Genomic DNA, 25,037 nt, shown 5'->3' on the forward strand with positions numbered 1-25,037 from the left:
GGCTTTTTAATAGAAGACTACTCTCCCATGTGTTTGATAATCGCATCACCAAATTCAGAACAACGTAATAAGGTTGCACCCGGCATTAGGCGCTCAAAATCATAAGTTACGGTTTTAGCTGCAATCGCTCCAGCAATTCCTTTAATGATCAGATCAGCAGCTTCTGTCCATCCCATATCACGTAGCATCATTTCCGCAGAAAGAATAATAGAACCCGGGTTTACTTTATCCTGACCTGCATATTTAGGCGCAGTACCATGAGTTGCTTCATAAACTGCAATTGCACCACCAATATTTGCACCTGGTGCAATACCAATGCCGCCTACCTCTGCGGCTAAAGCATCAGAAATATAATCACCATTTAAATTTAGGGTAGCAATAACCGAGTAATCTGCTGGACGCATGAGGATCTGTTGTAAAAAGGCATCTGCAATGACATCTTTAATAATGATGTCTTTACCAGTTCTAGGATTTTTAATTTTAACCCATGGACCACCATCAATTAATTCTCCACCGAAACGATCTAGAGCCAATTCATAACCCCACTCTTTAAATGCCCCTTCGGTATATTTCATGATATTGCCCTTGTGAACAAGGGTTACAGAAGGCTTGTCATTATCGATTGCGAACTGAATGGCTTTACGGACTAAACGCTGTGAACCTTCTTTCGATACAGGTTTAATTCCAATTCCACATCCTTCAGGAAAACGGATTTTTGTGACACCCATTTCTTCTTGAAGAAACCTAATCACTTTTTTAGCTTCTTCAGAATCAGCTTTCCATTCAATACCTGCATAGATATCTTCCGAGTTCTCACGGAAAATCACCATATCTGTTAATTCTGGATGCTGAACAGGTGAAGGAACACCTTCAAACCAACGTACTGGACGTACGCAAACATATAGATCTAATTCTTGGCGTAAGGCAACATTGAGTGAACGAATGCCTCCACCCACTGGAGTCGTTAATGGGCCTTTGATTGATACAACGAATTCTCGAAGTGCTTCGAAAGTTTCTTCTGGCATGTAGTTGCCATAAATTTTATTGGCTTTTTCACCACAATACACTTCCATCCATTCGATTGAACGCTTGCCACCATAAGCTTTTAAAATAGCAGCATCCACGACTGCTTTCATGGTTGGCGTAATATCTACACCAATACCATCACCTTCAATGAAAGGAATGATTGGATGATTTGGTACGTTCAGCGACAGGTCTGCATTTACTTTAATTTTGTCGCCGTCAGCAGGAACCACGATCTTCTGATAACCCATTGTGTAAATTCTCCCTTTTATAATACTTAATTAACTAAAAATAATTATCGATAAACAATACTTTCAACTTTTATTAACGCATAATAGCTTAATCGAATTTAATTCTTTTTGAGATTTATGTGGGAAATAAGCAAATTTCACACTTAAATATAGCTCAATGTTTTCTCTAGTTATTTGAAAGAAGAAGCCATTTTTTATGAAAATTGTCATTCTCAACAAGCCTTATGACGTTCTCTCCCAGTTTCGTAAAGACGAAGCGCATATGACCGTCTCTGACTTTGTTGATGACCCGACTTTACGCTTGGCAGGCCGTCTTGATATGGACTCTGAGGGTTTAGTCTTTTTAACCGATCATGGTGGTCTTAACCAGTTCATTACCAATCCTGCAAATAAAAAATACAAAACGTATTTAGTTCAAGTTGATGGCGATGTAACTGAAGAAGCGCTTGAGCAGCTTCGTAAAGGTGTAGAACTTAATGATGGTATGACGCTTCCAGCGACTGCCGTTAAAGTAAGTGAACCTGAGTGGTTATGGGAACGTAACCCACCTGTACGTTATCGTGCAAATATTCCAACATCTTGGATCGAAATTTCAATTTGCGAAGGTCGTAACCGCCAAGTTCGTCGTATGACTTCTGCGGTAGGTTTTCCAACTTTACGTTTAATTCGTACTAAAATTGGTTCAATTGATTTAGTTCAACTCGGTTTAAAACCGGGTGATGTGAAAGAAATTGAGCCTTTGCTTTATCCTGACTTTAAAGATGTTCCTGCGGAAGAGCCTTATCGTTCACGTTCATATGTGAAAAAACCAGGTGGTACTGGCGGCAAACCGATGGTTCGTAAAAACAAAGATGGTTCTGCGAAAAAGTCGGGTACAAAACGTATTTGGCAAATGGATGAAAGTGAAAAACCACGTCGTAAGACTAATGGTACAACTCGTCCAAATACAAAAGCACCACGCGGTCGTGGACGTAATAGTCGTTAAGATCTAAATTTTCAAAGCTCACTTCGGTGGGCTTTTTTAATGCCATTTATTTTTAAAATAAAAAGCCGGTGTTTATACACCGGCTTTTGAGCTATTCACTAACGAGTTAGTAATTAAGCACCAACAGTTGCAAGAGCTGCATTAAATGTAGCACTTGGACGCATTACAGCATCTACTTTTGCTTTATCAATTGCATAGTAACCACCGATGTCAGCTGGTTTACCTTGTACTTGAGCAAGTTCAGCAACAATCTTCGGTTCTTCTTCAGCTAAAGTTTTTGCAAGTGAAGCAAATTTAGCTTTTAACTCAGCATCTTCGTTCTGTGCAGCAAGTGCTTCTGCCCAGTAAAGAGACAAGTAGAAATGGCTACCACGGTTGTCAATCTCACCTGTACGGCGTGATGGAGACTTACCATTATCAAGTAACTTGTCAGTCGCTTCATCAAGAGTCTTCGCAAGTAACTTAGCACGAGCATTATTTTCTTTAATGCCCATTTCTTCTAAAGAAGCAGCTAGAGCAAGGAACTCACCAAGCGAATCCCAACGTAAGTGGTTTTCTTCAACAAGCTGCTGTACGTGTTTTGGTGCTGAACCACCTGCACCAGTCTCGTACATACCACCACCCGCCATAAGCGGAACGATAGATAACATTTTCGCAGAAGTACCAAGTTCCATAATTGGGAACAAGTCAGTTAAATAGTCACGTAAGATGTTACCAGTCACAGAAATAGTATCTAGACCACGTACTACACGCTCAAGTGTGTAACGCATTGCACGAACTTGAGACATAATCTGGATATCAAGACCAGTCGTGTCATGATCTTTTAAATACGTTTGTACTTTCTTGATCAATTCATTTTCGTGTGGACGGTACGGGTCAAGCCAGAAGATTGCAGGCATGCCTGAGTTACGTGCACGAGTTACTGCAAGTTTTACCCAGTCACGAATCGGAGCATCTTTAACCTGACACATACGCCAGATATCGCCTTCTTCAACATTTTGAGTCAATAACACTTCACCAGTGTCAAGATCGGTAATATTTGCAATACCAGCTTCTGAAATTTCAAAAGTCTTGTCGTGAGAACCGTATTCTTCAGCTTTTTGAGCCATCAAGCCAACGTTCGGTACAGTACCCATAGTCTTCGGATCGAAGTTACCATGCCACTTACAGAAGTTGATCATTTCTTGGTAAATACGGGCAAATGTTGATTCTGGCATAACAGCTTTAGCATCATATTGCTTACCATCAGCACCCCACATTTTACCACCGGCACGAATCATTGCTGGCATAGAAGCATCAACGATAATGTCGTTTGGTGAGTGGAAGTTTGTGATGCCTTTTGCCGAGTCAACCATTGCAAGTGCAGGACGGTGTTCTTGACAAGCATGTAAGTCTTCAATGATTTCTTCACGTAATGAAGTAGGAAGAGTTTCGATTTTTTCGTATAACCCAGCCATACCGTTATTAACGTTAATGCCTAATTCGTCAAATAACTTACCGTGTTTTTCGAAAGCTTCTTTGTAGTAGATTTTCACACAGTGACCGAAAACGATCGGGTGTGAAACTTTCATCATTGTTGCTTTAACGTGTAAAGAGAATAAAATTCCTGCTTCTTTACAATCATCAAGTTCTTTTTCATAGAAATCACAAAGTGCTTTCTTGCTCATGAACATTGAATCAATGATTTCGCCGTCTTGTAACGCAACTTTCGGCTTAAGAACAATGCTCTTACCACTGTTCGTGATAAGTTCCATTTTCACATTACGTGCGCGATCAAGTGTCATTGATTTTTCACCATGGTAGAAGTCACCTTCTTCCATATGTGAAACGTGAGTTTGTGACCACTGTTTCCACTCGCTCATTGAATGAGGGTGTTTTTTCGCATAGTTTTTAACTGCTGCTGGAGCACGGCGGTCAGAGTTACCTTCACGAAGAACAGGGTTTACTGCTGAACCAAGGCACTTACCATAACGAGCTTTGATTGATTTTTCTTCTTCGGTTGCAGGATTTTCCGGATAATCAGGAATTGCATAGCCTTTTGATTGAAGCTCTTTGATACATGCAGTTAATTGCGCAACAGACGCACTAATGTTCGGGAGTTTGATAATGTTAGTATCTGGATCTTGTGTAAGACGACCAAGCTCTGCAAGGTTGTCGGATACCTTTTGCTCTTCACTTAGGTAATCAGCGAATTCTGCGAGCACACGTGCAGCTACAGAGATGTCACTTTTAATAATCTCGATGCCAGCTGGCTTAGTAAAGGTCTCAATGATCGGCAGTAGCGAATAGGTCGCCAATAGTGGCGCCTCGTCAGTCAGTGTGTAAATAATAGTTGACTTTTCACCAGCCATATATAGCCCCTTCCGTTTGATTGAGTATTGAGGACCGAGCTTTTGGCCCAGTGCCTACGAACCGATATGCTTAAATAAAACCCTGAGAGTATCGGCTCTCATTGCCTTCCAGTCAACGAAATATCCAGTGATAACGACATTTCGCAGCGAAATAATACATAATTCAAATATATAGATAATTTTCTGATATCTAAGTCATTGTAATATGCACATTCAGATCACTTTTCAGGCATTAAACATCATTAAATTACATGAGATATCTTTCAGTGTTCTGACAATTATTATACTTTTCATTCAAAATAAACTCAAAGGCAAAACGGATTTCATCTTTTGGAAGTACTTAAAAGTAAAAACCGATGTGCAAAACATCGGTTTTTTATAAACTATTTAGCTTTAATCTAAGCTTTTAACCATTTTTCAGTTTTAGCTTGATCTTCAACGATGAGTTCAACTTCGGTTAAATCAGATGTAGCGCAATCGACTTCAAAAGAGATTAACTCATCACGACGGAAAGCAAAGACAGTATAAGTTCCGCCCTGCTTTGCATACTTCTCGATAAGCTTAGTGGATGCTTTTAAACCATCAATTGCAATAATCACATCATTGGCAGAAATACCTGCTTTCGCTGCTGCACTATCACGGCGGGCACTTTGCACAAGCACACCTTCTGGCTTATCGACAAGTTTTAAACCTAATGGCAAAGATTTGTCAGTTTTAACTCTATAGCTTAAGCCAAACTCAGGAAACAATTGATCAAGCGGTAATTCATCAGTCGTGTTAATCAGATGATTAATTTGTTCAATCCAATTATCACCCGTCAGTTCTTTACATAAATCAAAAATGGTTCTTTCGTTTACTTGCATACCATTTTGAGTATTTTCATATAATCGACGCATTAAAGCATCAAGACTAGAACCACGTAAACGTAAACCTAAATCTAGGCACAACGCAACTAAAGCCCCCTTATTGTAGTAACTCGTACCCGCGTTATTTGAGTTTTCATCCTGACGATAAAATTTAATCCAAGCATCAAAACTTGATTCGGCCACTGTTTGAACAAAACGGCCTGGGTTTTGTAAATAGCGATCAATTTGTGCTTTAAGTAGGTCAAGATAAGACTTCTGAGAAATTACGCCACTACGTAATAAAATCAGGTCATCATAATATGAAGTAAAGCCTTCAAATATCCAAAGTAAAGAGGTATAGCCTTCTTGGTGCAAATTATAATTTGCAAAGTTTTCTGGGCGAATGAACTTTACTAACCATGAATGAAAATATTCGTGACTACATAAGCCTAAAAAGCGTTGATAGTCTTTAGAAGGTTCAGTTGGTTCATTTGATTTTGGCAAATCATCACGTGGTGTAATCAGACTTGTGCTATTGCAATGTTCTAATCCACCATAACTATTCCCTGTTGCCATCGTCATAAAGGTATAGTTTTTAAATGGCGCTGAACCGAACATATTTATTTCGGCTGCACAAATCTTTTCAATGTCAGCTTTTAAGCGATCAACATTGGCATTATGTGGGCCAGAAATTACAAACTCATGTTCAATATCATGTGTTTCAAAACTAAAACGTGTTTGATCAGCCAATTCAAACGGGCTATCAATCAATTGATCATAATGATCGGCTTTTAAAGTAAAGCGACCTTTGACTAGACTTTTTGAAGCCAAACCTGTTGCTAGTTGAAAATGTTTTAACTCATCTGGTAAGAAAACTTCGACTTCACAAACAGACTGTTCTTGGCCTTCTAAAGCTAAACATACACATGCTGGATTAATATATAAGCGTGTCTGATCAACATATGCACCACGTACAGACAAATCATATGCATATACATCATATTCAATCGTCATTAACTCATGATCGGTATTAAATAAACGCCAACGATTTTTACTCGTTTTTTTAATATCCAACAGACGTCCAGCTTCATCATAAGCTTTAACGGCTTCAATATGTTTTGAGAACTCTCGAATTAGATAACTACCTGGAATCCACGTTGGCAGCCAAAGTTCCTGATTCGGATTGGCTAAAAAACGAATTGTCACGTGAACAAGGTGTTGTTTGTAATCATCGAACTCAATTTGATAATGCAACATAAATTCTTCAATTTAAAAATAAGAACGGCTTTGCATTAGATTATCACTTTTTTGTATCGTCTTGCGTACATGTATTTTTTGGCAACAATTTCCACTAGCCTTCCATTAAAAAAAGGCATAGCATGCTGTGCATCTGTGTCCCGTATTTGCCAGTAAAAGTTAAGGTCATCCGTGAAATTTTTTCTATCTCTTTTTACCCTATTCAGTCTTTTCTGCACCACCCTAACCAATGCTGCGCTACTCAATATTGCACCTGAAAGTGTTGAAGCCGCCGCATGGACTATTGTAGATACTCAATCGGGTCAAATCATTGCCGAGCATAATAGCCATGTGCAACGTGCGCCAGCATCTTTAACCAAAATGATGGTTGCCTATATTGCTTTAAAAGAGATTAAAGCCGGAAAGCTGAAAAAAGAAGAAATCATTACTGCAACACCAGTGGTTGGTGTCGTGCAGTGGGATGAATCACAAATGTATCTTAAAGCTGGTGAACAAATTTCTGTTGATCAGTTATTGGCAGGTTTAATTGTTATGTCTGCGAATGATGCAGCCGTGACCTTAGCTGAAAAAATTTCTGGTGATGTTCCCCATTTTGTACAACGTATGAATCAGGAAGCTCAGGCTTTGGGTATGAAAGATACCCATTTTAGTAACCCTCCTGGAATTACGATGCCGGATCATTACACTACGGCACATGATTTAAGCTTATTAGGTCAGGCTGTAATTAAAGAAACGCCTGAATATTTGCATTATTCAAAAATGCCAAGCTTTAGCTACAATCAACGTTTTCACCATGCGACTAACCTTGCTTTGAAATATGATCCATCTGTTGACGGCCTAAAAACTGGCTACACTAAAGCAGCGGGTTATAATTTGGCATTAACGGCTTCACGTCCTTCATTTTCATCAGACTTAGCTCAAAGACGTTTACTGGTTATTGTTTTAGGTACACCGAGTGCGGTAAAACGTGCTGAGATTGCAGATAAATTAATGAATCTTGCTTATACCTATACACGTGATGAAGTCATTATTCCTGAGCAAAAATTAATTGCCGAGCTGCCTGTTGTCAAGTCGACTTTAAAAATGTTCAAGGTAGCGACAAAGCAACCTACGATTGTAACGACTTCTTTATATGCTGACCCAGCACCAATTGACTTAAATAATTTTGATAATATCACTCAGCGCGTTCAAGTACTTGATAGTAACCTACAGCCCAAAGTTATCGCTCCGCTTGAAACGACTCAAACACGTGTAAACATTGAACTCAATGAAAAACAATTAACTGCGCCGTTAATGAAAGTAATGAGCTTAGCCACAGTATCGATTTATCAAAATAATCAACTGATCCGTAGTCTTCAAATCGAAGATAACGTACATATTGAAGAAGCCAATATTTTCCAAAAAATCGCAATGTGGTTTTCTAGCCTCTTCTCTATTTTTTCTTCAAGTGAACATAGTGCTGCAAAACTCTACCCGGTAGATTCGCACTAAAAACATCAAATTGTGCACAGACGCACAATAAATTTTATAAATAAAAGATGGCATAATTTAGCCATCTTTTTTTATAGAAAAATAATTAGGTGAAAAAATGGCCCAAAATTTACATCATATTGTAATTGTTGGTGGTGGTGCTGGTGGCTTAGAACTGGCAACACAACTCGGTGAAACTTTTGGGAAAAATCGTAAAGCAAAAATTACATTGGTCGACCAAAACCTCACTCATATTTGGAAACCCCTGCTTCACGAAATTGCTGCTGGATCTTTAAATCCACACGAAGAACAAACTAACTATTTCGCACACTCAGAAAAACATCATTATGAATTTGTGCTAGGAACATTAATTGGAGTCAATAAAGATAAAAAATTAATTGAACTAATGCCCCCTCAAGTATCTAAGGATCAACAGAATCATCCGCAAGAGCTCAGTTATGACACTCTTATTTTAGCGCTTGGTTCAGTATCTAATGACTTTAATACCATGGGTGTGCGTGAAAACTGTCATTTCCTCGACAGCAGAAAGCAAGCCGATGTTTTCCAGCAAGATTTACTCCATCTTTATATTGAAGCTCAAAATCAACCTAATCAGCGAACTTTAAATATCGGAATCGTTGGTGCGGGGGCAACAGGTGTAGAGCTTGCAGCCGAGTTAATTGAAACAACCAAAAACTTTTATCGATATGGCTTAAAGAAGATTCACCCCAACCAAGTCAAAATTACACTGATTGAAGCATCAGGACGAATTCTTCCTGCCCTAAATGAGAAAACGGCTGAGCATAGTGCAAAACAGCTCCAAAAAATGGGCGTTGAAATTTTAACTCAACACCGCGTTGAAAAAATTGATAAGCATTGCATCTACTTTAGTAATGGCAACCAACTCAAAAGTGATATTACCGTTTGGGCAGCAGGCGTAAAAGCACCTAAGGTACTAGAAAGTTTTACAGACTTTAAACGCGATAACATTAACCGTTTAATGGTCTATGCAACGTTGCAAACCTATTCTGATCCAAATGTATTTGCGTTTGGTGATTGTGCTCATTGCCAGCTTGATGCAAGACATCCTCCCCTTGCTCCGCGTGCTCAAGTTGCGAGCCAACAAGCAAGCTTTTTAGTCGATGCTATCGCTGCCCGCTTAAACAATCGTTCACAACCTATGTTCACGTTTAACGACAAAGGTTCCCTCGTGTCTTTAAGTCGTAATAAAGCCGTTGGAGAATTACTTGGCGATGTAAGTGTGCAAGGTTATATTGCAAAAACCATGTACGTATCTTTGTATCGTTTACATCAAGCAACGATTCATGGATACACTCAAGCTGGACTACTCACAATGAAAGATTTACTTACAAGACGTGTACGTCCAAAAATTAAGCTGTATTAAGTTGAATTTTTTAAGTTCGTCCCTATTTATATAAAAACGCATTAGAAAAAGTGCCAAAGATTAAGATTTTGTAGTCTACAAAATTTATTTTTCACTTTATGATGTACGCTTTAATTGATTGAATGGATCAAAAACATGACTGCTATTGCAAATAACCACGTGGTTTCATTCCACTACAAATTAACAAACGCTGAGGGTGAAACACTTGATCAATCTCAAGGCGAACCACTTGCCTATTTGCACGGTGCAGGCAATATCATTCCTGGTCTTGAAAATGCATTAGAAGGTAAAACTGTTGGTGACAAATTTACTGTTAATGTACCAGCAGCTGAAGGTTATGGCGAATACAACCCAGACCTAGTACAAGAAGTTCCAGCTCAAATGTTCCAAGGTGTTGAAAACATTCAACCTGGTATGCAATTCCAAGCTCAAACAGATGACGGCGTTCAGATCGTAACTGTTAAAGCTGTTGAAGGCGACAACGTTGTTGTAGATGCTAACTTCCCACTTGCTGGTCAAGATTTAACTTTTGAAGTTGAAATCGTAGAAATCCGTGAAGCTTCTGAAGAAGAATTAGATCACGGTCACGTACACGGTGCAGGTGGTCACCACCACTAATTCATCTTTAGATGAAGATAAGAGCAAAGCTTCGGCTTTGCTTTTTTTATGTATTTATTTTTATATAATATCTTGATAATAAACCTCTAACTCACTCAACTTTATAAGGGTATCTTTCATGTCAAACGTAAATCAGCTGATTTGGTTTCGTCAGGATTTGAGAGTTCGAGACCATGCTGCTTTATGGCATGCTTGCCAGCAAGGACCTTCGATTGGGTTAATTATCTTGTCGCCTGAACAATGGAAAATACATCACGATGCACCTATAAAAATTAATTTCTATTTACGTCAGCTTCAACAACTTAAAAAAGAATTAGAACAGCTTAATATTCCACTGATCATTCAAGTCATTCCCTACTGGAAAGATATTGCAGATTATATTTGCGAACTCACACAACAACTTCATATCGAAAATGTTTACTCCAATATAGAAGTAGGCGTGAATGAGTTAAAAAGAGATAAAACTGTACAGCAGGCTTTAAATCAACAAGGTAAAGAACTTTTTTTATTTCATGACCGTACGATTTTTCCTTTATGTTCTATTCGCAATCAGTCACAGCAACCATATCAAGTTTTTGGTGCATTCAAAAAAGCATGTTACTCGAAACTAGATATCAGCGGTTTGCCTCAGTGCTATCCAATTCCTGAAAAGCAAAAAGCCAAACCAGAGCCCGATTCAAATATAAAAAGTTTAAGTTTAGAAGATATCGAAGCTTTTTTGGACTCATCTATTTCTAAAGACCAACAAGATTTATGGCCGACTGGAGAAGATTTTGCTCTGGAGCAGCTCGACTTATTTATTGAAAATCATTTATCTAATTATAAATTAGAACGTGACTTTCCAAATGTAAAAGGAACTAGCCAACTTTCCCCCTATTTAAACCTTGGAATTTTATCTATCCGCCAGTGCCTGCAAGCTCTTTTCAGGGCTGAACATGGCAACTTCCATCTGACAAACGAAGGTCAGCAGACTTGGTTAGATGAACTGCTTTGGAGAGAATTTTATCAGCATATTTTATTTGATTTTCCACATGTTTCTAAACACATTCCGTTTAAAAAAGATACTCAGAAAATTAAGTGGAATCATCATCCAGAGCACCTAACCGCATGGCAAAATGGCCAAACAGGTATACCGATTATTGATGCGGGCATGCGTCAGCTACAAAAAACAGGGTGGATGCATAATCGGGTCCGCATGATTACCGCTATGTTTTTATGTAAAAACCTACTCATCGATTGGCGAATAGGTGAACAATGGTTTATGGAACACTTAATTGATGGAGATTTAGCAGCAAATAATGGTGGTTGGCAATGGTGTGCATCAACTGGAACTGATGCTGTACCCTATTTCCGAATTTTTAATCCTATTGCTCAATCTAAGAAATTTGATCCAAACGGAGACTATATTCGTCAATGGGTGGATGAGTTAGCCCATCTAGACAATAAAGTGATTCATGAACCCTACTCAAGTAAAACTCCGCTTCAGTTGAGTTATCCAAAGCCAATTGTTGATTTGAAAGAAACTCGTATGAAAGCAATTGAAACTTTCAAGAGCATTTAGATAAGAATTACGTCTTATCTGTTTATTTTTTATTAAAAAAATACGAGAAATTTGACTATATTGTGACTTTACTCTAAAAATAATACTAAAGGGATTTATAAAAGGACAAACACAACAATAAATTAAATTTAAAAATCATCACAGTTCATTATAAAAGTATAAAAATTAACATTACAAAAAAGGTAGCCAGAGCTCGCATGCAACAAAAGAACCCAGGAAGAACACTCGTCTTATGGATTATCGCAGCTCATCTATTTATGGGGATGGTGGCATATGAGTGGCTGCCTGTAAGCTTTAGAGGAAGCTGGATTTTTATTCTTATTCTTTTAATTTCTGGTGCTTTTTTAGAAGTCGGTGCATCTTTAATTGTAGGTTTAATCGCTTTCGTAGGCGTTGCAGTATATTTTCTGCTTGATCTAGGCGCGCAAACACATATTGAACGTCAACTCCTTTTACTTTTTATTATCCCTCTCATTCCTCTTTTTCTGAGTGCTGTACGCCACAATATTGAAATTAACGTCCAAAAATATCGTGATATACAAAGTTATGATCGAAATTATCGCCGTGATATTTTCCCGCTTAGCGCACTTAAGTATTTTCAGCGTAGTTTCTTTAAACTTCTTGATCACCACCACATACAAGATTATGAAGTCTTTGAAATCAGGATTCTCAACCGAAGCTTAATTAAAGAAATGTTAGGTGATGATGTATGGAAAACCACTCAAAATGAAATGATTAAAATTTTGAGCCAGCATCATCCGCAAGAAATTGTTTTCCAGTTCGCTGATGATGATCTAGAAACGATATACAGTATTGTTATTCGTAAACAAAAAACAGAAGAAGAACCTGAATTTATTAAAAAGTTAAAAGAAATTATGACTTTGCGGCTTGAAGTCGAATATAAAGTTATTCAGATTCCACCTGAAGAGGAGGTTACTTAATGTCTAATCTTCTTAATATTTGTGGAATCATTATAGCCTCTAGTCAATATCCAGATAGCACTTTGCAACAGTTCTATCGTCAATATTATCATTGCGAGATTAAATCTGAACAAACAAAAACTGAAGTTCAGAGTATGGATGATCTTTCCATGTTTTTCCCATCACAGGACACATGGTGGCCTATTTTTACAATTGACCAAATCAGTTCAGATAGTTTTCAAGGGCTGATTCATAAAGGAATAAAGCCAGGCATCATATTACCAGATGAAGTTTTTAGCTTTTCTCACTATTTCTTATTAAAAGAAGCAGTGAGTCAAGGTGCTATTCCTATTGCTCTTTTTAAATCTGAACAACCCCAATATTTTGCAGCCAAAGCTACATTCTCAACTGCAATTGGCTTACGACCTATGGCTGCTTTTGTTTCAACAGGTTGGGATGAAAATTTAATTTCCCAGACCGCTGGCAGCTATATTGTTCAGTTTAATCCAAAGCAACTTCCGCTACCCTCTAGAGAGATTAAACAAAAGCAGCACTTATTTTATTCAGCTAAAAATTTTAATGGCCACGTTTCGGGTTATGAAATTATTATTAATCCTCCTGCTGATCTTCCGACCACAAATATTCGATACCCTCAACTCGGCATTTCATGGAAATTTAATAATATTAAATACATAAGTACCCCCGAACATGTAAATACCAGTTTTATTGGATATATTTTTATTGGTTTAAGCACAGTCGTAGTTCCACTCGATCTTATTTTAACCACAACCTATCCTGACCTTCTTGGTACTTTCGGCAGCTATATTTCTTGGATCTCCTTGGTCATCGGGGTGATTTTATTGTTATTGCTGATCTCATCTATTATTAGGAGGGTTAAATCAAATGGCTCCCATTGATATTCTCTTCCTATTTGGTTTTTTAGGTATCTGGATTCCTCAAGCATTTTGGGCATGGCTAAGTTATCAGGCTTGGAAATACTCAAAAACAGCAGAAAAAGAATTGCAGAACTTACCCGTACCTGATAGATGGCCCGTTTTGAGTGTTTTGATTCCTGCCTATAATGAAGGCGTAGTGATTGAAGATACTTTACATGCAATCGCGCAACAGGATTATCCAGCCGAAGCATATGAAGTTTTGCTGATTAATGACGGTTCTAAAGATAACACCCTAGAAATCGCCGAAAATCTAGCGCAGATTTATCCTTGCATAAAAATTGTCAACGTTCCTAAAGGGATGGGAGGCAAAGGTAAATCTAGAACATTGAATAATGGCCTACCTCATGCTAAGGGTGAACTCATTGTTGTTTATGATGCAGATAGTACACCTGAACCCGATTGTGTACGTTTATTAGCTCAAACACTACTTGCGGATAAAAAATTAGTGGCTGTAAATGGCAAAGTAAGAACTCGTAATTGGCAAGATAGTATTTTGACTCGATTTATTGCCATTGAATTCATCTTTTTCCAATGGATTTTCCAAGGCGGCCGTTGGCAACGTTTTGAGCTATCAACATTAATGGGTACCAACTATGTCATTTGGCGTGATGCTTTAGAAACCTTGGGTGGTTTTGATGAGAAGTCATTGGTCGATGACACTGAAATGAGCTTCCGGATTTTTATCGGTCAAAAACGAATTAAATGGGTTCCCTATGCAATTGGTTGGCAACAAGACCCACCATCTTTAAGTGTGTTTGTTAAACAGCGCTCACGTTGGACTCAAGGTAATTTTTATGTGACTCGTAAATATTTACCAGTAGCGTTAAGAACCCCATTTCCTATCGGAATTGAAATTCTAAATAACATTATGTGCTACATACTTTTCGTACCCGCTTTATTCTGGAGTCATATTACCTTGACGCTTGGGTTACTAGGTATTGCAGGCATTTCAGTTCCAGGTCCATTTACGACGTTGTGGGGACTCTCATTTTGCCTATATGTTGCACAAATGTGGTTTACCCTTTCCCTCGAAAAAGTTAAACCGGAACTCTACTTTTATTCTGTTTTATCTTACGTAAGTTACTCACAAATCTTCCTATTTATTGTATTTAAAGCTGCATATGACATGCTTAAAAATAAAATACAGGGTAATTCCCTTCAATGGTACAAAACGGAACGTAGCAAGGAGAAAAAATAAATGAAAAAGACTTTTGATCTTTATAAAACAGCTCAAGTGCTCCTTGCCAGCACCAGTCTTATGCTCGCCATGTCTGCTCATGCGTATACATGGAAACTCGATGATATTAGTACCTCAACTAAATATACAGTCGAGCCACATTTTTTCTATATTGGAAAAGGTGCCCAGTGGCAAAACATTCAATTTTCAAGTGATTATTCCACTGAAAGTGATACAACCTTATTAGTTAAATATGATGATAAACTCATTTATAACACTACCCTGAATGGGGACGGTCAATTCAAATTTGATATTCCTCCAAGTCAAAGTGGCTTCCACCGTTTAGATTTTATTATTCAGCAATATTCTAAGCCTACCAATCTTAATCAAACAAAAGAAACCTTCTGTTCAGAAGATATTGATCATTTAACTTACTTCAGTAATTCTCAAATCGACTTTACTTCAATCAGAAATAATTATCAGCTTAACTACTTACCTGATGCATTATTTAATCCACAAACAAGACGACCTACGCCATTTGTTGGCATCTTAAAATATAATCGCAAAGAAATTATAGAAGCTTCTATGCTCGCTAGATTAGCAAGTTCATGGACTTCAATCACGCCGATAGAATGGGTTGATTCAGGACAAATTAATTTAAATGATGAAACAAATTTTATTATTGAAGTGATTCACTCAGCTACGCCCCTCAAAGGAGGTGCTTTAGTACAAATTGCAAAACCAGCAGATGGAGTAGCCACTCTTTCAATTACTTATCATACCCCACAAGAACTCTCTGCTGCTGTAAATGGCTTAATTAATCCCTCTTATTTACAGCAGCTTGATACTGGGAGTGCAATTTTTCCCACAACGATCTCCAATCCCGCTTGGGCACAATTTAAAAAAATTAATACACTTGCCGATTTAGGCATTGAAGACTTCAGATTAAACCACGCTGAAAAGAACTTATTCCTTGATTTCCCAGCAGTATGGCAACCAACCGATATCTTGCAAGGACAAATTGCACTTCGCATTCAAAGTGGTTTATTGCAAGGTTCAAATATTACGGCTTGGATTGATGGCGGACTTGCAGGCAGCATGAAAACAGCTGACCTTGCTTCCGATCCCGTAAACCGACAATTCAACATTTTTGCAAAAGCTATTTCTAATACGACCAATTTTAATTTAAAGCTTGAAAACTCGGTGATTGCTAACTCTCAGTGTTTACCCAATGCCCATGGCTCACTCTGGATTGATACAGCCAAATCTACCCTCAAACTGCCACATAAACTCAAAAATGGCGTAGCGGCAATTTCAATGACTTTAGCAACAACCCCAACCATTGCAATTGATGATCAATCGGGTGCTCTAAATATCGCGATTGTATTAGGACAAACTGCGAAAAAAATGCTTTTAACACAAGGACCAATGCCACTTAACCTAGTCCGGTATTCACCAAATGCACCACAATCAGTAAATGTTCGTGTGAATAAAGATATTTATCAGCAACAGGTATTAATGCATCAAGATATTATTTATGCGCCTGCTGCTGTTAATGGTTTTATTGTGAGTTATAACAATAATCGCTTTGACGTGATTACCGACTCAGAAGGTGGTGCACAAAGCTTTATGCATCTTTGGGAAAAAATCCAACATAAAATACCAAATAACGTGACAAAAATGTTAGTTTCAGAAAATGGAAATATTTATGTTTTACAAAAACTTATTGTCGGAAATCAAAAAGCGCCTTTAGTTCAACAATCTTCTTTCTTCTTATTAGTTGTGATTATCTCTGCAATCATGATAATAATTATCTTCTTGTGGTACTGGTTAAGACGAAATAATGAAAAAACAGATACCAATTAAAATAGCTGCTTTTATTATTTTAATTATTTGTAGTGTTATAGCTTATGCGGGGTTGTTCAAACATCAAGGACAAGCCCCACATATTGAAGGAATTTTCTGGCAGCCTGACAATAACACTACTCCACCAGAGGGAAACTGGCACTATTTGGGTGTTAACACATTTGTTCCCCAATGGTCTGTTGTTGAGTCTAAATCATGGTGGAAAGAATCAAACTTTCCTCAATGGGAAAAAGCAATTAATTTAGAAAAAATTAAACAAGAGCCTTGGGCTAAAAATCTAATATTGGGTTTAGCCGGCGAATATAATGAACCTAAAGCTCGGGCAAATGTTACTGAGTTAGGGGAAAAATCTGCCCAAATTATAAAAGAGCAAAAAACTGCACCTAAAGGTTATTATTTTCCGGTAGAAGCAGATCCGACTTGGTTAAGAGTAAGTGCTTTAGGTCAGGTTTTAAGTAAACTTCCAGTACCAGTTTGGGTCAGTATTTATAGTGGTGAACGCGAACCCGAACATTATGATTTATGGGTTAAAAGCTGGTTACCAGAACATAACGGCGTTTTCTTCCAAGACGGCGTTGGCGTAGGTGTACGGTCTCCTCAGCAAGCCAAACATATTTTAGATCAACTTGAACAAAAGCTTGGAAAAGATAAAGTAATTATAGTACTAGAAGCCTTTAGAGTTAAAAAAAATGGGCAATTTAGAGCTGCATATCCTTGGGAAATTATTTCTCAGCTAAAAGCATATGAAGGAAAAACTGTCTATATTTTTGATGGTCCTCATTACATGAGCCGCTGGTGCGTCAATATTGTGAGCTTGTGGTATCGCCTCACTTATGGTGGTGTTAATAAAACCATAAGTGAGAAGAAATTCTTAACTCATAATTATGCCAATTCATAAGATTTAGCAATTTGATCAAGAATACGTTGAGCTGCTTGCCCGTCACCAAATGGGTTTTCTACGTGCGCCATTTTTTCATAGTGCTGTTGGTCAGTAAGTAGCTTTTCAGCTTCTTCAATAATTTTTTGTTGGTTTGTACCCACTAAAACACCTGCCCCAACTTCAACAACTTCAGGCCGCTCTGTAGTATCTCGTAAGATTAAAACTGGCTTATTAAATGATGGACTCTCTTCTTGTAAGCCACCTGAGTCCGTCAAAATAAAAGTAGATCGGTCTATGACTGCCAATAAACTAGGATAGTCTAATGGTTTAACAAGATGGATTTGCGGATGATCTTTAAACTTATCATGAACCACATCATGTACGGCTGGGTTTAAATGGACTGGCCAAATAAAATGTAAATCAGGATGGTCTTTGGCTAAATGCTCAACCGCATTGCAAATATTTTGAATTCCCCCGCCAAAGTTTTCACGACGATGAGCAGTAATAAGTACAACTTTGTCATCTTGCTTTAATTGAATTCCATAAGGTTCAAGCTGGTTCTTCAAATCAGATTTTTCGGAAATTAATCTACGTCCTAAATACACCGCATCAACAACGGTATTACCTGTAACCGTAATGAGTTCTGGCGGAATTTGTTCATTGAGTAGATTTCTTTTTGATTGTTCTGTTGGGGCAAAATGCCATTTGGTAATACGTGAAACCAACTGACGATTTCCCTCTTCTGGAAAAGGATGATCTAAATCATAAGAACGTAAACCTGCCTCTACATGAGCCACAGGAATCTTCATTGAAAATGCGACCAAACCAGCCGCTAAAACAGTTGTTGTATCTCCCTGAATAACAATTGCATCTCTTTTTTGCCCATCCGTGTATACATTCTCGATTTGACTCAAACCATGAATTAATAGCTGGTTTAAACTTTGTCCAGCATTCATAATTTTAAGACGGTGGTCAATTTCAACCCCAAAGAAATCTATCGCATCTCTGACCAATTCATCATGTTGTCCAGTAAAAATTACCTCAACTTGAAAGCGAGGATCTTGTTTTGCCAATAAAATAACAGGGGCAAGTTTGATTAATTCAGGACGGGTTCCAAATACAATAGATATAAAAACTTTCTTCATTTTAAAAATCCTTATAAAAAACGAGTTCTACTCGAGTATTGTTGTAATGATCTTTCGTATTTACTGGCACATCTTTAAAGTAATTGCCATATAGTCGTTCTATACGTAGTTTTATCGGCTGATAATTAAAAGGCTGCCATGAAATGCCGGGGCCATATTCAAATAAGTTATTGTAATATTCATCTTTACTGTCAGCTAAACCATGCAATTTCAAATAAGCCTGTACAGTTCCGTTCTCGCCTTTATAGACATTCAAACCCGTACGTAAGCGTAAATCGCCAATAACGTTATAATCTTCTCTAGAATAAGTCGCTGCATTGCCATATAAATCAGTGAAGTAATCATTAAAGCAAAGTGAATGATTACAATTATTTTGAGAGTACCATTCTTGATAACCTGTCACCCCACCGACAACACTTTCACGAAATTTATCTCTATTTCGCTCAATCAGATCGTAACTTCCCCCCACTTCTAAATACATGCGCACAGGTATAGATGTCCAAGGTTGGTAATTAGCGCCCACACCTAGAGTTACTGCATTTTCATCAATAATTTCAGGTCGTACCCCGCCCTGAGATTGGGTATCACGGTTTAGGTTTAAAAAGCCATACACCTGTGCTCGACCATTATCAAGATTCTTACCATAGCGAGCTTTAAGTGGAAAAATCACATCGTCGTAACGTGACTCATATGAAGGTGCAAAATATACATCACGGAAATAAGTTTTGACTTCCCCTCCACTTAAATTCTTTACGGCCTGTGTCGCTTTATTGGCAATATCGGCATCTTTAGATTGCGTAAGTTCTTTAAAAACCACCAAAGCTTCTTTATTATTTTTTTGAGAGTTAAGCAGATAGGCTTCTTGGAGTTTTAAATTATCATCTGCTGGGTCTAATACCTCTGCTTTTCTTAAACTTTGCAAAGCGGCTTCTTGCTTGCCTATTCTAATCTGCAAATAAGTTAAACTTTTCCATACTTTAATATCTTGAGGTGTCATTTCGCCGAGTTCTAATAATAACTTCTCGGCATTTTCCGGTTGAGTATTCTCAATTTTATAAAATTGGTCCCATTTATCATAAATCGGATTACCCGGTTTATATTCAGAATTTATTTGATCTTGTGCAAAAGCCGAGCTTATGTTTAGCATGCTTACACAAGAAATCACTGCTCCCATAATTAATATTGAATGAGTTATAGAATTTATTGTTTTGCTATTCTTCATTTTCACCTCTACAGTAAATTAGACTTATTAGGGAGGGCAAGTTCTTTGAATGACCAATAATATTATAATTAAAAAGAATAATTTACATCGTTAAATTAGGTTAAGCATTTTTAGAAATAATTATTTAGTCTCCATTTTTATTATTGATCTATTCTTTAGCATCCCTAAATTCCCTATAATGATGACATATTTTTTGATCAATAAATTGTAAAATTTCATAGCATCTATAAAACATTTATAAGGCAAAACACATGGCTTTTCCACATCATACAGAGCATCATGCAATTCACCGTTCAGGTTGGTTAAGAGCTTCAGTATTAGGAGCCAATGATGGGATTATTTCCGTCACTAGCTTAATTATGGGTATGGCAGCAAGTGGAGCCAATTCACACACCCTATTAATTACATGTATTGCCGGACTAATTTCTGGTGCTACATCAATGGCTGCTGGAGAATATATCTCTGTAAAATCTCAAGAAGATATTGAAAAAGCAGATCTAGCGATTGAAGCAAAAGAACTCTCGAAGCACCCTCAAAAAGAATTAGATGAGCTCACCCAAATTTATATTTCTAGAGGCCTGTCTAAAGAATTGGCTCAAGAGGTTGCTTTGCAGTTAACAACCCATGATGCATTAGGTGCTCACGCCCGTGATGAGATCGGTATTCACGAAAATACCGCAGCAAATCCGGTTCAGGCAGCGTTCTCATCTGCTGCTTCATTTTCTTTTGGGGCTTTTTTCCCTATGCTCGCTATATTATTGAGCCCGAATCAATGGATTATGCGTGCAGTCCTAGCTACAGGAATTCTTTCATTAGCGATTTTAGGGGCGCTATCAAGTCATTTTGCAGGTACTTCTAAGCTGAAAGGAAGTTTACGCATTACCTTGTGGGGAATTTTAGCGATGGCTTTTTCAAGCTGGATCGGATCTTTGTTTCATGTTACTCCACTTTAAAAAACCAGAACTTTTAAATATTTAAGAAATAAATATTTAAAAACTAAATGCCCAATATTATTTGCTCTTGGTTCTGATTTCACGTTATGGTGAAGAGAAAGAAATGAGGTGAATAAAATGACCCTGTTACAACAACTTGAAATTAAACATCCTATTTTTCTTGCCCCTATGGCAGGTGTGTCTACCCCTGAACTTGCTGCTGAAGTTTCTAATCAAGGGGGACTTGGGTCATTAGGGCTGGGAGCAAATACCGCGCAAAGTGCTCGAGAACAGATTTTAAAAACTCAAACACTTACAGAAAAACCATTTCAGGTTAATTTTTTCTGCCATCAACCCGAACAACTTAATCCTCAAACCTCAGCACAATGGATTGAATATTTACGGCCACAGTTTGAAAAGTTCGGAGAACAGCCTCCTCAAAACTTAAACTGTATTTATCCAAGTTTTCTTGATAACGATGATTTTCTAAATGTCGTATTAGATACGAAACCAAAAGCTGTCAGTTTTCATTTTGGTATTCCCCATCCCCATCAAATTCAGGCATTAAAAGATGCCGGAATTGTCACTATGGTTTCTGCTACCAATTTAGTTGAAGCACAAGCCATTGAAGCGGCTGGTATTGATATTATTATTGCTCAAGGGATTGAAGCAGGCGGACACCGTGGAATCTTTAATAAGACTTTTGATGCAGCAATTAAAACGAGTGATTTAGTACATCTTATTGTCAAACATTGCAAACGACCTGTGGTAGCCGCCGGGGGCATTATGAACGGCGCACAAGCACGACATATGTTGAGCTTAGGGGCTACAGCTGTTCAACTCGGAACTGCTTTCGTTCAATGTCCATCTTCAAATGCATCTGCCGAGTACCGTAAAGCTTTATTTAATGAGCCTGTGACGCAAATTAGTGCCAGTCTTTCTGGACGTCCGGCTCGTGGATTGCTCAATCATTGGCACACACAAATTGATTTACCTAATCGCCCTCCTCAACCCGAATATCCATATGCATACGATCTAGCTAAGCAACTCAATGCAATTGCAAGCAAGAATAAAGACTATAGCTTCGGTGCTTTTTGGGCGGGTAGTAATGTCTCACAAATACGTGAATTAGCTGCTGCCGATTTAGTTAATCAGCTAGTGGTAGAAATGCTAGAAGATGAGTAAATTTAAAAAAAGCCAGTAAACATTTACTGGCTTTTTCTTTAATGAGTTTCTAGTAAGTTAACCTGCTCAACTTGCACATCACTCATCAAATTGCCTTCAGCTAATAGCTGATTAAAATAGTTTTCGACCACTAATGCTTGTTCAGCAGTACTTTCAACTTTATACATATTTTGGCGGAATTCGTTACTTGAGCGTAATCCTTTTGTGTACCAAGCAATGTGTTTACGTGCAATACGACATCCAGAATATTCACCATAAAATTGATAAAGTTCTGATAAATGTCCAAGTAACACATGCTTTACCTCTTCAATATTAGGTGCGGCTAAGTGCTCTCCAGTTTTTAAATAATGAGCAATTTCACGGAAAATCCATGGTCGACCTTGAGCAGCACGACCAATCATGATTGCGTCAGCACCTGTATAATCGAGTACATATTTTGCCTTTTCAGGACTATCAATATCACCATTCGCAATAAGTGGAATATTGATTAACTCTTTGACATGTTTGATCAAATCATAACGTGCTGTATTTAAATACATGTCTTCACGGGTGCGACCATGTAAGGCCAGTGCAGCAATCCCCGCTTCTTCTGCCCTTTTTGCTACTCTTAAAATATTTTCCTGACCATTTAAAAAGCCCAAACGGGTTTTCAAAGTCACAGGAATATCAACAGCAGCAACCACTGCATCAAGAATTCGAGCCACTAAGTCTTCATCTTGTAATAATGCTGAACCAGCAAGTTTATTACATACTTTTTTGGCTGGACATCCCATATTGATATCAACAATTTGTGCGCCATTTGCCACTTGATAACGTGCAGCTTCTGCTAATTGCTCAGGATCAGAACCTGCAATTTGAGCAGAAATTGGAGCGAGTTCGCCGTCAAAATTTGCACGGTAGAGGCTCTTTTTGCTCATCCGCAAAGTCTTATCGGCAGTCATCATTTCACTGACTGCATGGCCTGCGCCAAAATACTTGCAGAGCGTTCTAAATGGACGGTCAGTAACCCCCGCCATAGGAGCAACAATTAAATTATTTGACAGTTGATAGGGACCAATATACATATATATTCATACAATTGATGATCAACATAGTATACTTCATCCGCTTAATCGGCTCATCTTTTTATGCAGGTGCTTTCCTCGCCATGAACAAACCGTTGTCTTCCCGTTTTTTATTAAAATCATTCGGTATGGTTGCCGTGTGCATGAGTTTAGCTGCTTGTGGAGATAAAGCTTGGTGGTCAAATAATGATGAGCCTGAATTAGAAAGCCAACAGATTAAACGTCTAATCCCATCGCGTGTACATGATCGTGAGTCATGGGCTAAAGATATTGACGACATTATGAAAGACTTGGATATTCCTAAAACCAAGAAAAATGTCTGTAGTATTGTGGCTGTAGTAGATCAAGAATCTAACTTTGTTGCCAACCCTCAAGTACCGGGATTAGGCCAAAAAGCAGTTGAAGAAGTTAGCACACGTTTAAATGAAAAGTTTGAAGATAAGCTTGGCAAAACCATTGGTGGAACAATTGCCGGTTATTTTGAAGAAGTGCTAAGAACTCAGCCTTCTCCCGATAACAACTATATGAGTCAAATGCGCAAGGTTAAAACAGAGAAAGACCTCGACTTACTTTACCGAGAAATTTTCGATTTTATGGCTAAGCATTACCATGTGAGTGCATTAACAGGTGCTGCCAAATTGGTTGGGCAAGATATTGGCGAGAAAATGAACCCTATTACCACCTTGGGTTCTATGCAAGTTCATATTAACTATGCGAAAGCCAATAAACGCTCAAGCATGAATACCGCTGCACTTCGTGATGACTTATATACTGAATATGGCGGTTTATATTATGGTATTCATCGTTTAATGGTTTATCCAGCAGACTATGATAAAGCCATTTATCGATTTGCAGACTATAACTCAGGTATGTATTCTAGCCGTAATGCTGCTTTTCAAAGCATGTTAAATGACCTAACAGATACAGAAATCAGTCTTGATGGGGATCTGCTTCTTTACACAAAAGATGGTGATCCACGCCCGACTCAAAGCCAGTCAGAAAAAGAACTGATTACAGTATTTGCAAAAAATAATGTATTGGTTACCCCACGTCAAATTCGTGATGACCTTAAATTAGAAAAAGAGAAAAAGTTTGAAAGTACTCAAACCTATATTGCTCTGACGAAACTTTATAAAGCAAAGACAGGTAAAGAACCTATCTATGCAATGATGCCACAAGTGGTCATTTCTGGGCCAAAATTAAGTCGTGACTATAATACCAACTGGTATGCAACCCGCGTAAACGGACGATATGAATCATGTATGCAACGAGCGAAACGCATAAGACTATAAAAAGTCTCGCCCTGTTCGATTTTGATGGAACCTTGTGTAGTAAAGATAGTTTTACAGGTTTCATCTTTTATGCTTTGTCTAAGCGCCATATTGTTAAACAAGGTTTGAAAATCCTGCCATGGATTCAAGCCTACTATCTTAACTTTTATCCTGCCCATGCTATGCGTGCCAAGTTATTTCGCAGCATGTTCAAAAATACCCCTGCAATTGAACTGCAAAGATTAGGTGAAGAATATGCACAAGAGTTAGTCTCTTCGCTTTCACCTGAACTTTTCGCACAATTACAACATCATCAGTTACGTGGTGATCGAGTGGTGCTGGTTTCGGCTTCAATTGATGTCTATCTTGCTCCATTTTGCAAACTACTAAATATCGAATTAATTTGTACTGAAACTCAAATTAAAAACGGCATGATGACAGGTTACTACTCCACCCCAGATTGTAGTAGTGAACAAAAGAAATTAAGAATACATCAGCAATATACGCTCCAGCATTACCATCAAGTTTATGCGTATGGTAATAGCTCAGAAGACCTAGATATGCTCAGTCTCGCGACACACCCCTATATGGTGGGTGAAGACCACGTGCTACCTCGTTTAACACCAGAAAAAAAGCTCGCATAAAGCGAGCTT

General features: G+C 38.0%; 20 protein-coding genes. 14 read left to right on the top strand and 6 right to left on the bottom strand.

Going from position 1 to position 25,037, the window contains the following annotated elements; genetic code table 11:
• Positions 1-17: 17 nt before the first annotated feature.
• Positions 18-1,274 (bottom strand): NADP-dependent isocitrate dehydrogenase, encoded by a 1,257-nt coding sequence (gene icd, locus ACT53H_RS03275; protein ID WP_476008610.1) that lies wholly within the window; start codon positions 1,272-1,274, stop codon positions 18-20.
• Positions 1,275-1,470: 196 nt separating this feature from the next.
• Here icd and ACT53H_RS03280 point away from each other — a divergent pair, with 196 nt between their 5' ends.
• Positions 1,471-2,259 carry an rRNA large subunit pseudouridine synthase E gene (locus ACT53H_RS03280; protein WP_238611835.1) on the top strand — a complete coding sequence of 263 codons (789 nt, stop codon included), beginning with the start codon at positions 1,471-1,473 and terminating at the stop codon, positions 2,257-2,259.
• 113 nt (positions 2,260-2,372) lie between these two features.
• Here ACT53H_RS03280 and ACT53H_RS03285 read toward each other — a convergent pair whose 3' ends face one another.
• Together ACT53H_RS03285 and ACT53H_RS03290 are read right to left on the bottom strand one after the other, a co-directional pair.
• Positions 2,373-4,610, bottom strand: coding sequence for an NADP-dependent isocitrate dehydrogenase (locus tag ACT53H_RS03285; RefSeq protein ID WP_004790788.1), 2,238 nt, complete (start codon positions 4,608-4,610; stop codon positions 2,373-2,375).
• Between the two features lie 398 nt (positions 4,611-5,008).
• The gene (locus ACT53H_RS03290; protein ID WP_476008611.1) at positions 5,009-6,712 is read right to left on the bottom strand and encodes a M61 family metallopeptidase; all 1,704 of its coding nucleotides are present in this window, start codon (positions 6,710-6,712) and stop codon (positions 5,009-5,011) included.
• 171 nt (positions 6,713-6,883) lie between these two features.
• Between ACT53H_RS03290 and ACT53H_RS03295 the strand changes: the two genes are divergently transcribed.
• From ACT53H_RS03295 to ACT53H_RS03335, 9 genes are all read left to right on the top strand, one after another.
• The gene (locus ACT53H_RS03295; protein WP_111854451.1) at positions 6,884-8,203 is read left to right on the top strand and encodes a D-alanyl-D-alanine carboxypeptidase PBP6B; all 1,320 of its coding nucleotides are present in this window, start codon (positions 6,884-6,886) and stop codon (positions 8,201-8,203) included.
• A gap of 97 nt (positions 8,204-8,300) precedes the next feature.
• Positions 8,301-9,587 (top strand): NAD(P)/FAD-dependent oxidoreductase, encoded by a 1,287-nt coding sequence (locus ACT53H_RS03300; protein ID WP_476008612.1) that lies wholly within the window; start codon positions 8,301-8,303, stop codon positions 9,585-9,587.
• A gap of 135 nt (positions 9,588-9,722) precedes the next feature.
• Positions 9,723-10,205, top strand: a complete 483-nt coding sequence (gene slyD, locus ACT53H_RS03305) for a peptidylprolyl isomerase (RefSeq protein WP_005307390.1) — start codon at positions 9,723-9,725, stop codon at positions 10,203-10,205.
• A 118-nt stretch (positions 10,206-10,323) separates the two neighbouring features.
• Positions 10,324-11,766: a cryptochrome/photolyase family protein gene (locus ACT53H_RS03310; protein ID WP_476008613.1), complete on the top strand. Its 1,443-nt coding sequence runs from the start codon at positions 10,324-10,326 to the stop codon at positions 11,764-11,766.
• Positions 11,767-11,963: 197 nt separating this feature from the next.
• Positions 11,964-12,707: a hypothetical protein gene (locus ACT53H_RS03315; RefSeq protein ID WP_004790776.1), complete on the top strand. Its 744-nt coding sequence runs from the start codon at positions 11,964-11,966 to the stop codon at positions 12,705-12,707.
• On the top strand, positions 12,707-13,603 hold the full coding sequence (locus ACT53H_RS03320) for a hypothetical protein (protein WP_151964160.1): 897 nt from the start codon (positions 12,707-12,709) through the stop codon (positions 13,601-13,603). Before ACT53H_RS03315 ends, ACT53H_RS03320 begins: the two co-directional genes overlap by 1 nt.
• Complete coding sequence (locus ACT53H_RS03325; protein ID WP_151964161.1) at positions 13,590-14,840, top strand: glycosyltransferase family 2 protein; 1,251 nt, start codon at positions 13,590-13,592, stop codon at positions 14,838-14,840. Before ACT53H_RS03320 ends, ACT53H_RS03325 begins: the two co-directional genes overlap by 14 nt.
• On the top strand, positions 14,841-16,685 hold the full coding sequence (locus ACT53H_RS03330; protein WP_476008614.1) for a hypothetical protein: 1,845 nt from the start codon (positions 14,841-14,843) through the stop codon (positions 16,683-16,685).
• Positions 16,663-17,583, top strand: a complete 921-nt coding sequence (locus tag ACT53H_RS03335) for an alpha-amylase family protein (RefSeq protein WP_174739898.1) — start codon at positions 16,663-16,665, stop codon at positions 17,581-17,583. The genes ACT53H_RS03330 and ACT53H_RS03335 overlap by 23 nt, the downstream gene beginning before the upstream one ends.
• Here the strand turns inward: ACT53H_RS03335 and wecB are convergent.
• Both wecB and ACT53H_RS03345 read right to left on the bottom strand, forming a co-directional pair.
• Entirely contained in the window at positions 17,568-18,710 is a 1,143-nt protein-coding gene (gene wecB, locus ACT53H_RS03340) for a non-hydrolyzing UDP-N-acetylglucosamine 2-epimerase (protein ID WP_174739900.1), read from the bottom strand. The genes ACT53H_RS03335 and wecB overlap by 16 nt on opposite strands.
• Before the next feature lies 1 nt (position 18,711).
• Positions 18,712-19,932, bottom strand: coding sequence for a tetratricopeptide repeat protein (locus tag ACT53H_RS03345; RefSeq protein WP_476008615.1), 1,221 nt, complete (start codon positions 19,930-19,932; stop codon positions 18,712-18,714).
• Between the two features lie 251 nt (positions 19,933-20,183).
• On the opposite strand from ACT53H_RS03345, the gene ACT53H_RS03350 reads away from it, so the two are divergent.
• Complete coding sequence (locus tag ACT53H_RS03350) at positions 20,184-20,885, top strand: VIT1/CCC1 transporter family protein (RefSeq protein ID WP_151964164.1); 702 nt, start codon at positions 20,184-20,186, stop codon at positions 20,883-20,885.
• A 117-nt stretch (positions 20,886-21,002) separates the two neighbouring features.
• The gene (locus ACT53H_RS03355; protein WP_476008616.1) at positions 21,003-22,049 is read left to right on the top strand and encodes an NAD(P)H-dependent flavin oxidoreductase; all 1,047 of its coding nucleotides are present in this window, start codon (positions 21,003-21,005) and stop codon (positions 22,047-22,049) included.
• 38 nt (positions 22,050-22,087) lie between these two features.
• On the opposite strand, the gene dusB is transcribed toward ACT53H_RS03355, so the two are convergent.
• Positions 22,088-23,113, bottom strand: coding sequence for a tRNA dihydrouridine synthase DusB (gene dusB / locus ACT53H_RS03360; protein WP_004790767.1), 1,026 nt, complete (start codon positions 23,111-23,113; stop codon positions 22,088-22,090).
• Between the two features lie 83 nt (positions 23,114-23,196).
• Here dusB and ACT53H_RS03365 point away from each other — a divergent pair, with 83 nt between their 5' ends.
• Both ACT53H_RS03365 and ACT53H_RS03370 read left to right on the top strand, forming a co-directional pair.
• Positions 23,197-24,405, top strand: a complete 1,209-nt coding sequence (locus tag ACT53H_RS03365; RefSeq protein WP_034596550.1) for a DUF1615 domain-containing protein — start codon at positions 23,197-23,199, stop codon at positions 24,403-24,405.
• Positions 24,372-25,028 carry an HAD-IB family hydrolase gene (locus tag ACT53H_RS03370; protein WP_174730072.1) on the top strand — a complete coding sequence of 219 codons (657 nt, stop codon included), beginning with the start codon at positions 24,372-24,374 and terminating at the stop codon, positions 25,026-25,028. Before ACT53H_RS03365 ends, ACT53H_RS03370 begins: the two co-directional genes overlap by 34 nt.
• Positions 25,029-25,037: the final 9 nt, after the last annotated feature.

Source organism: Acinetobacter sp. DMC2 (assembly GCF_056314305.1).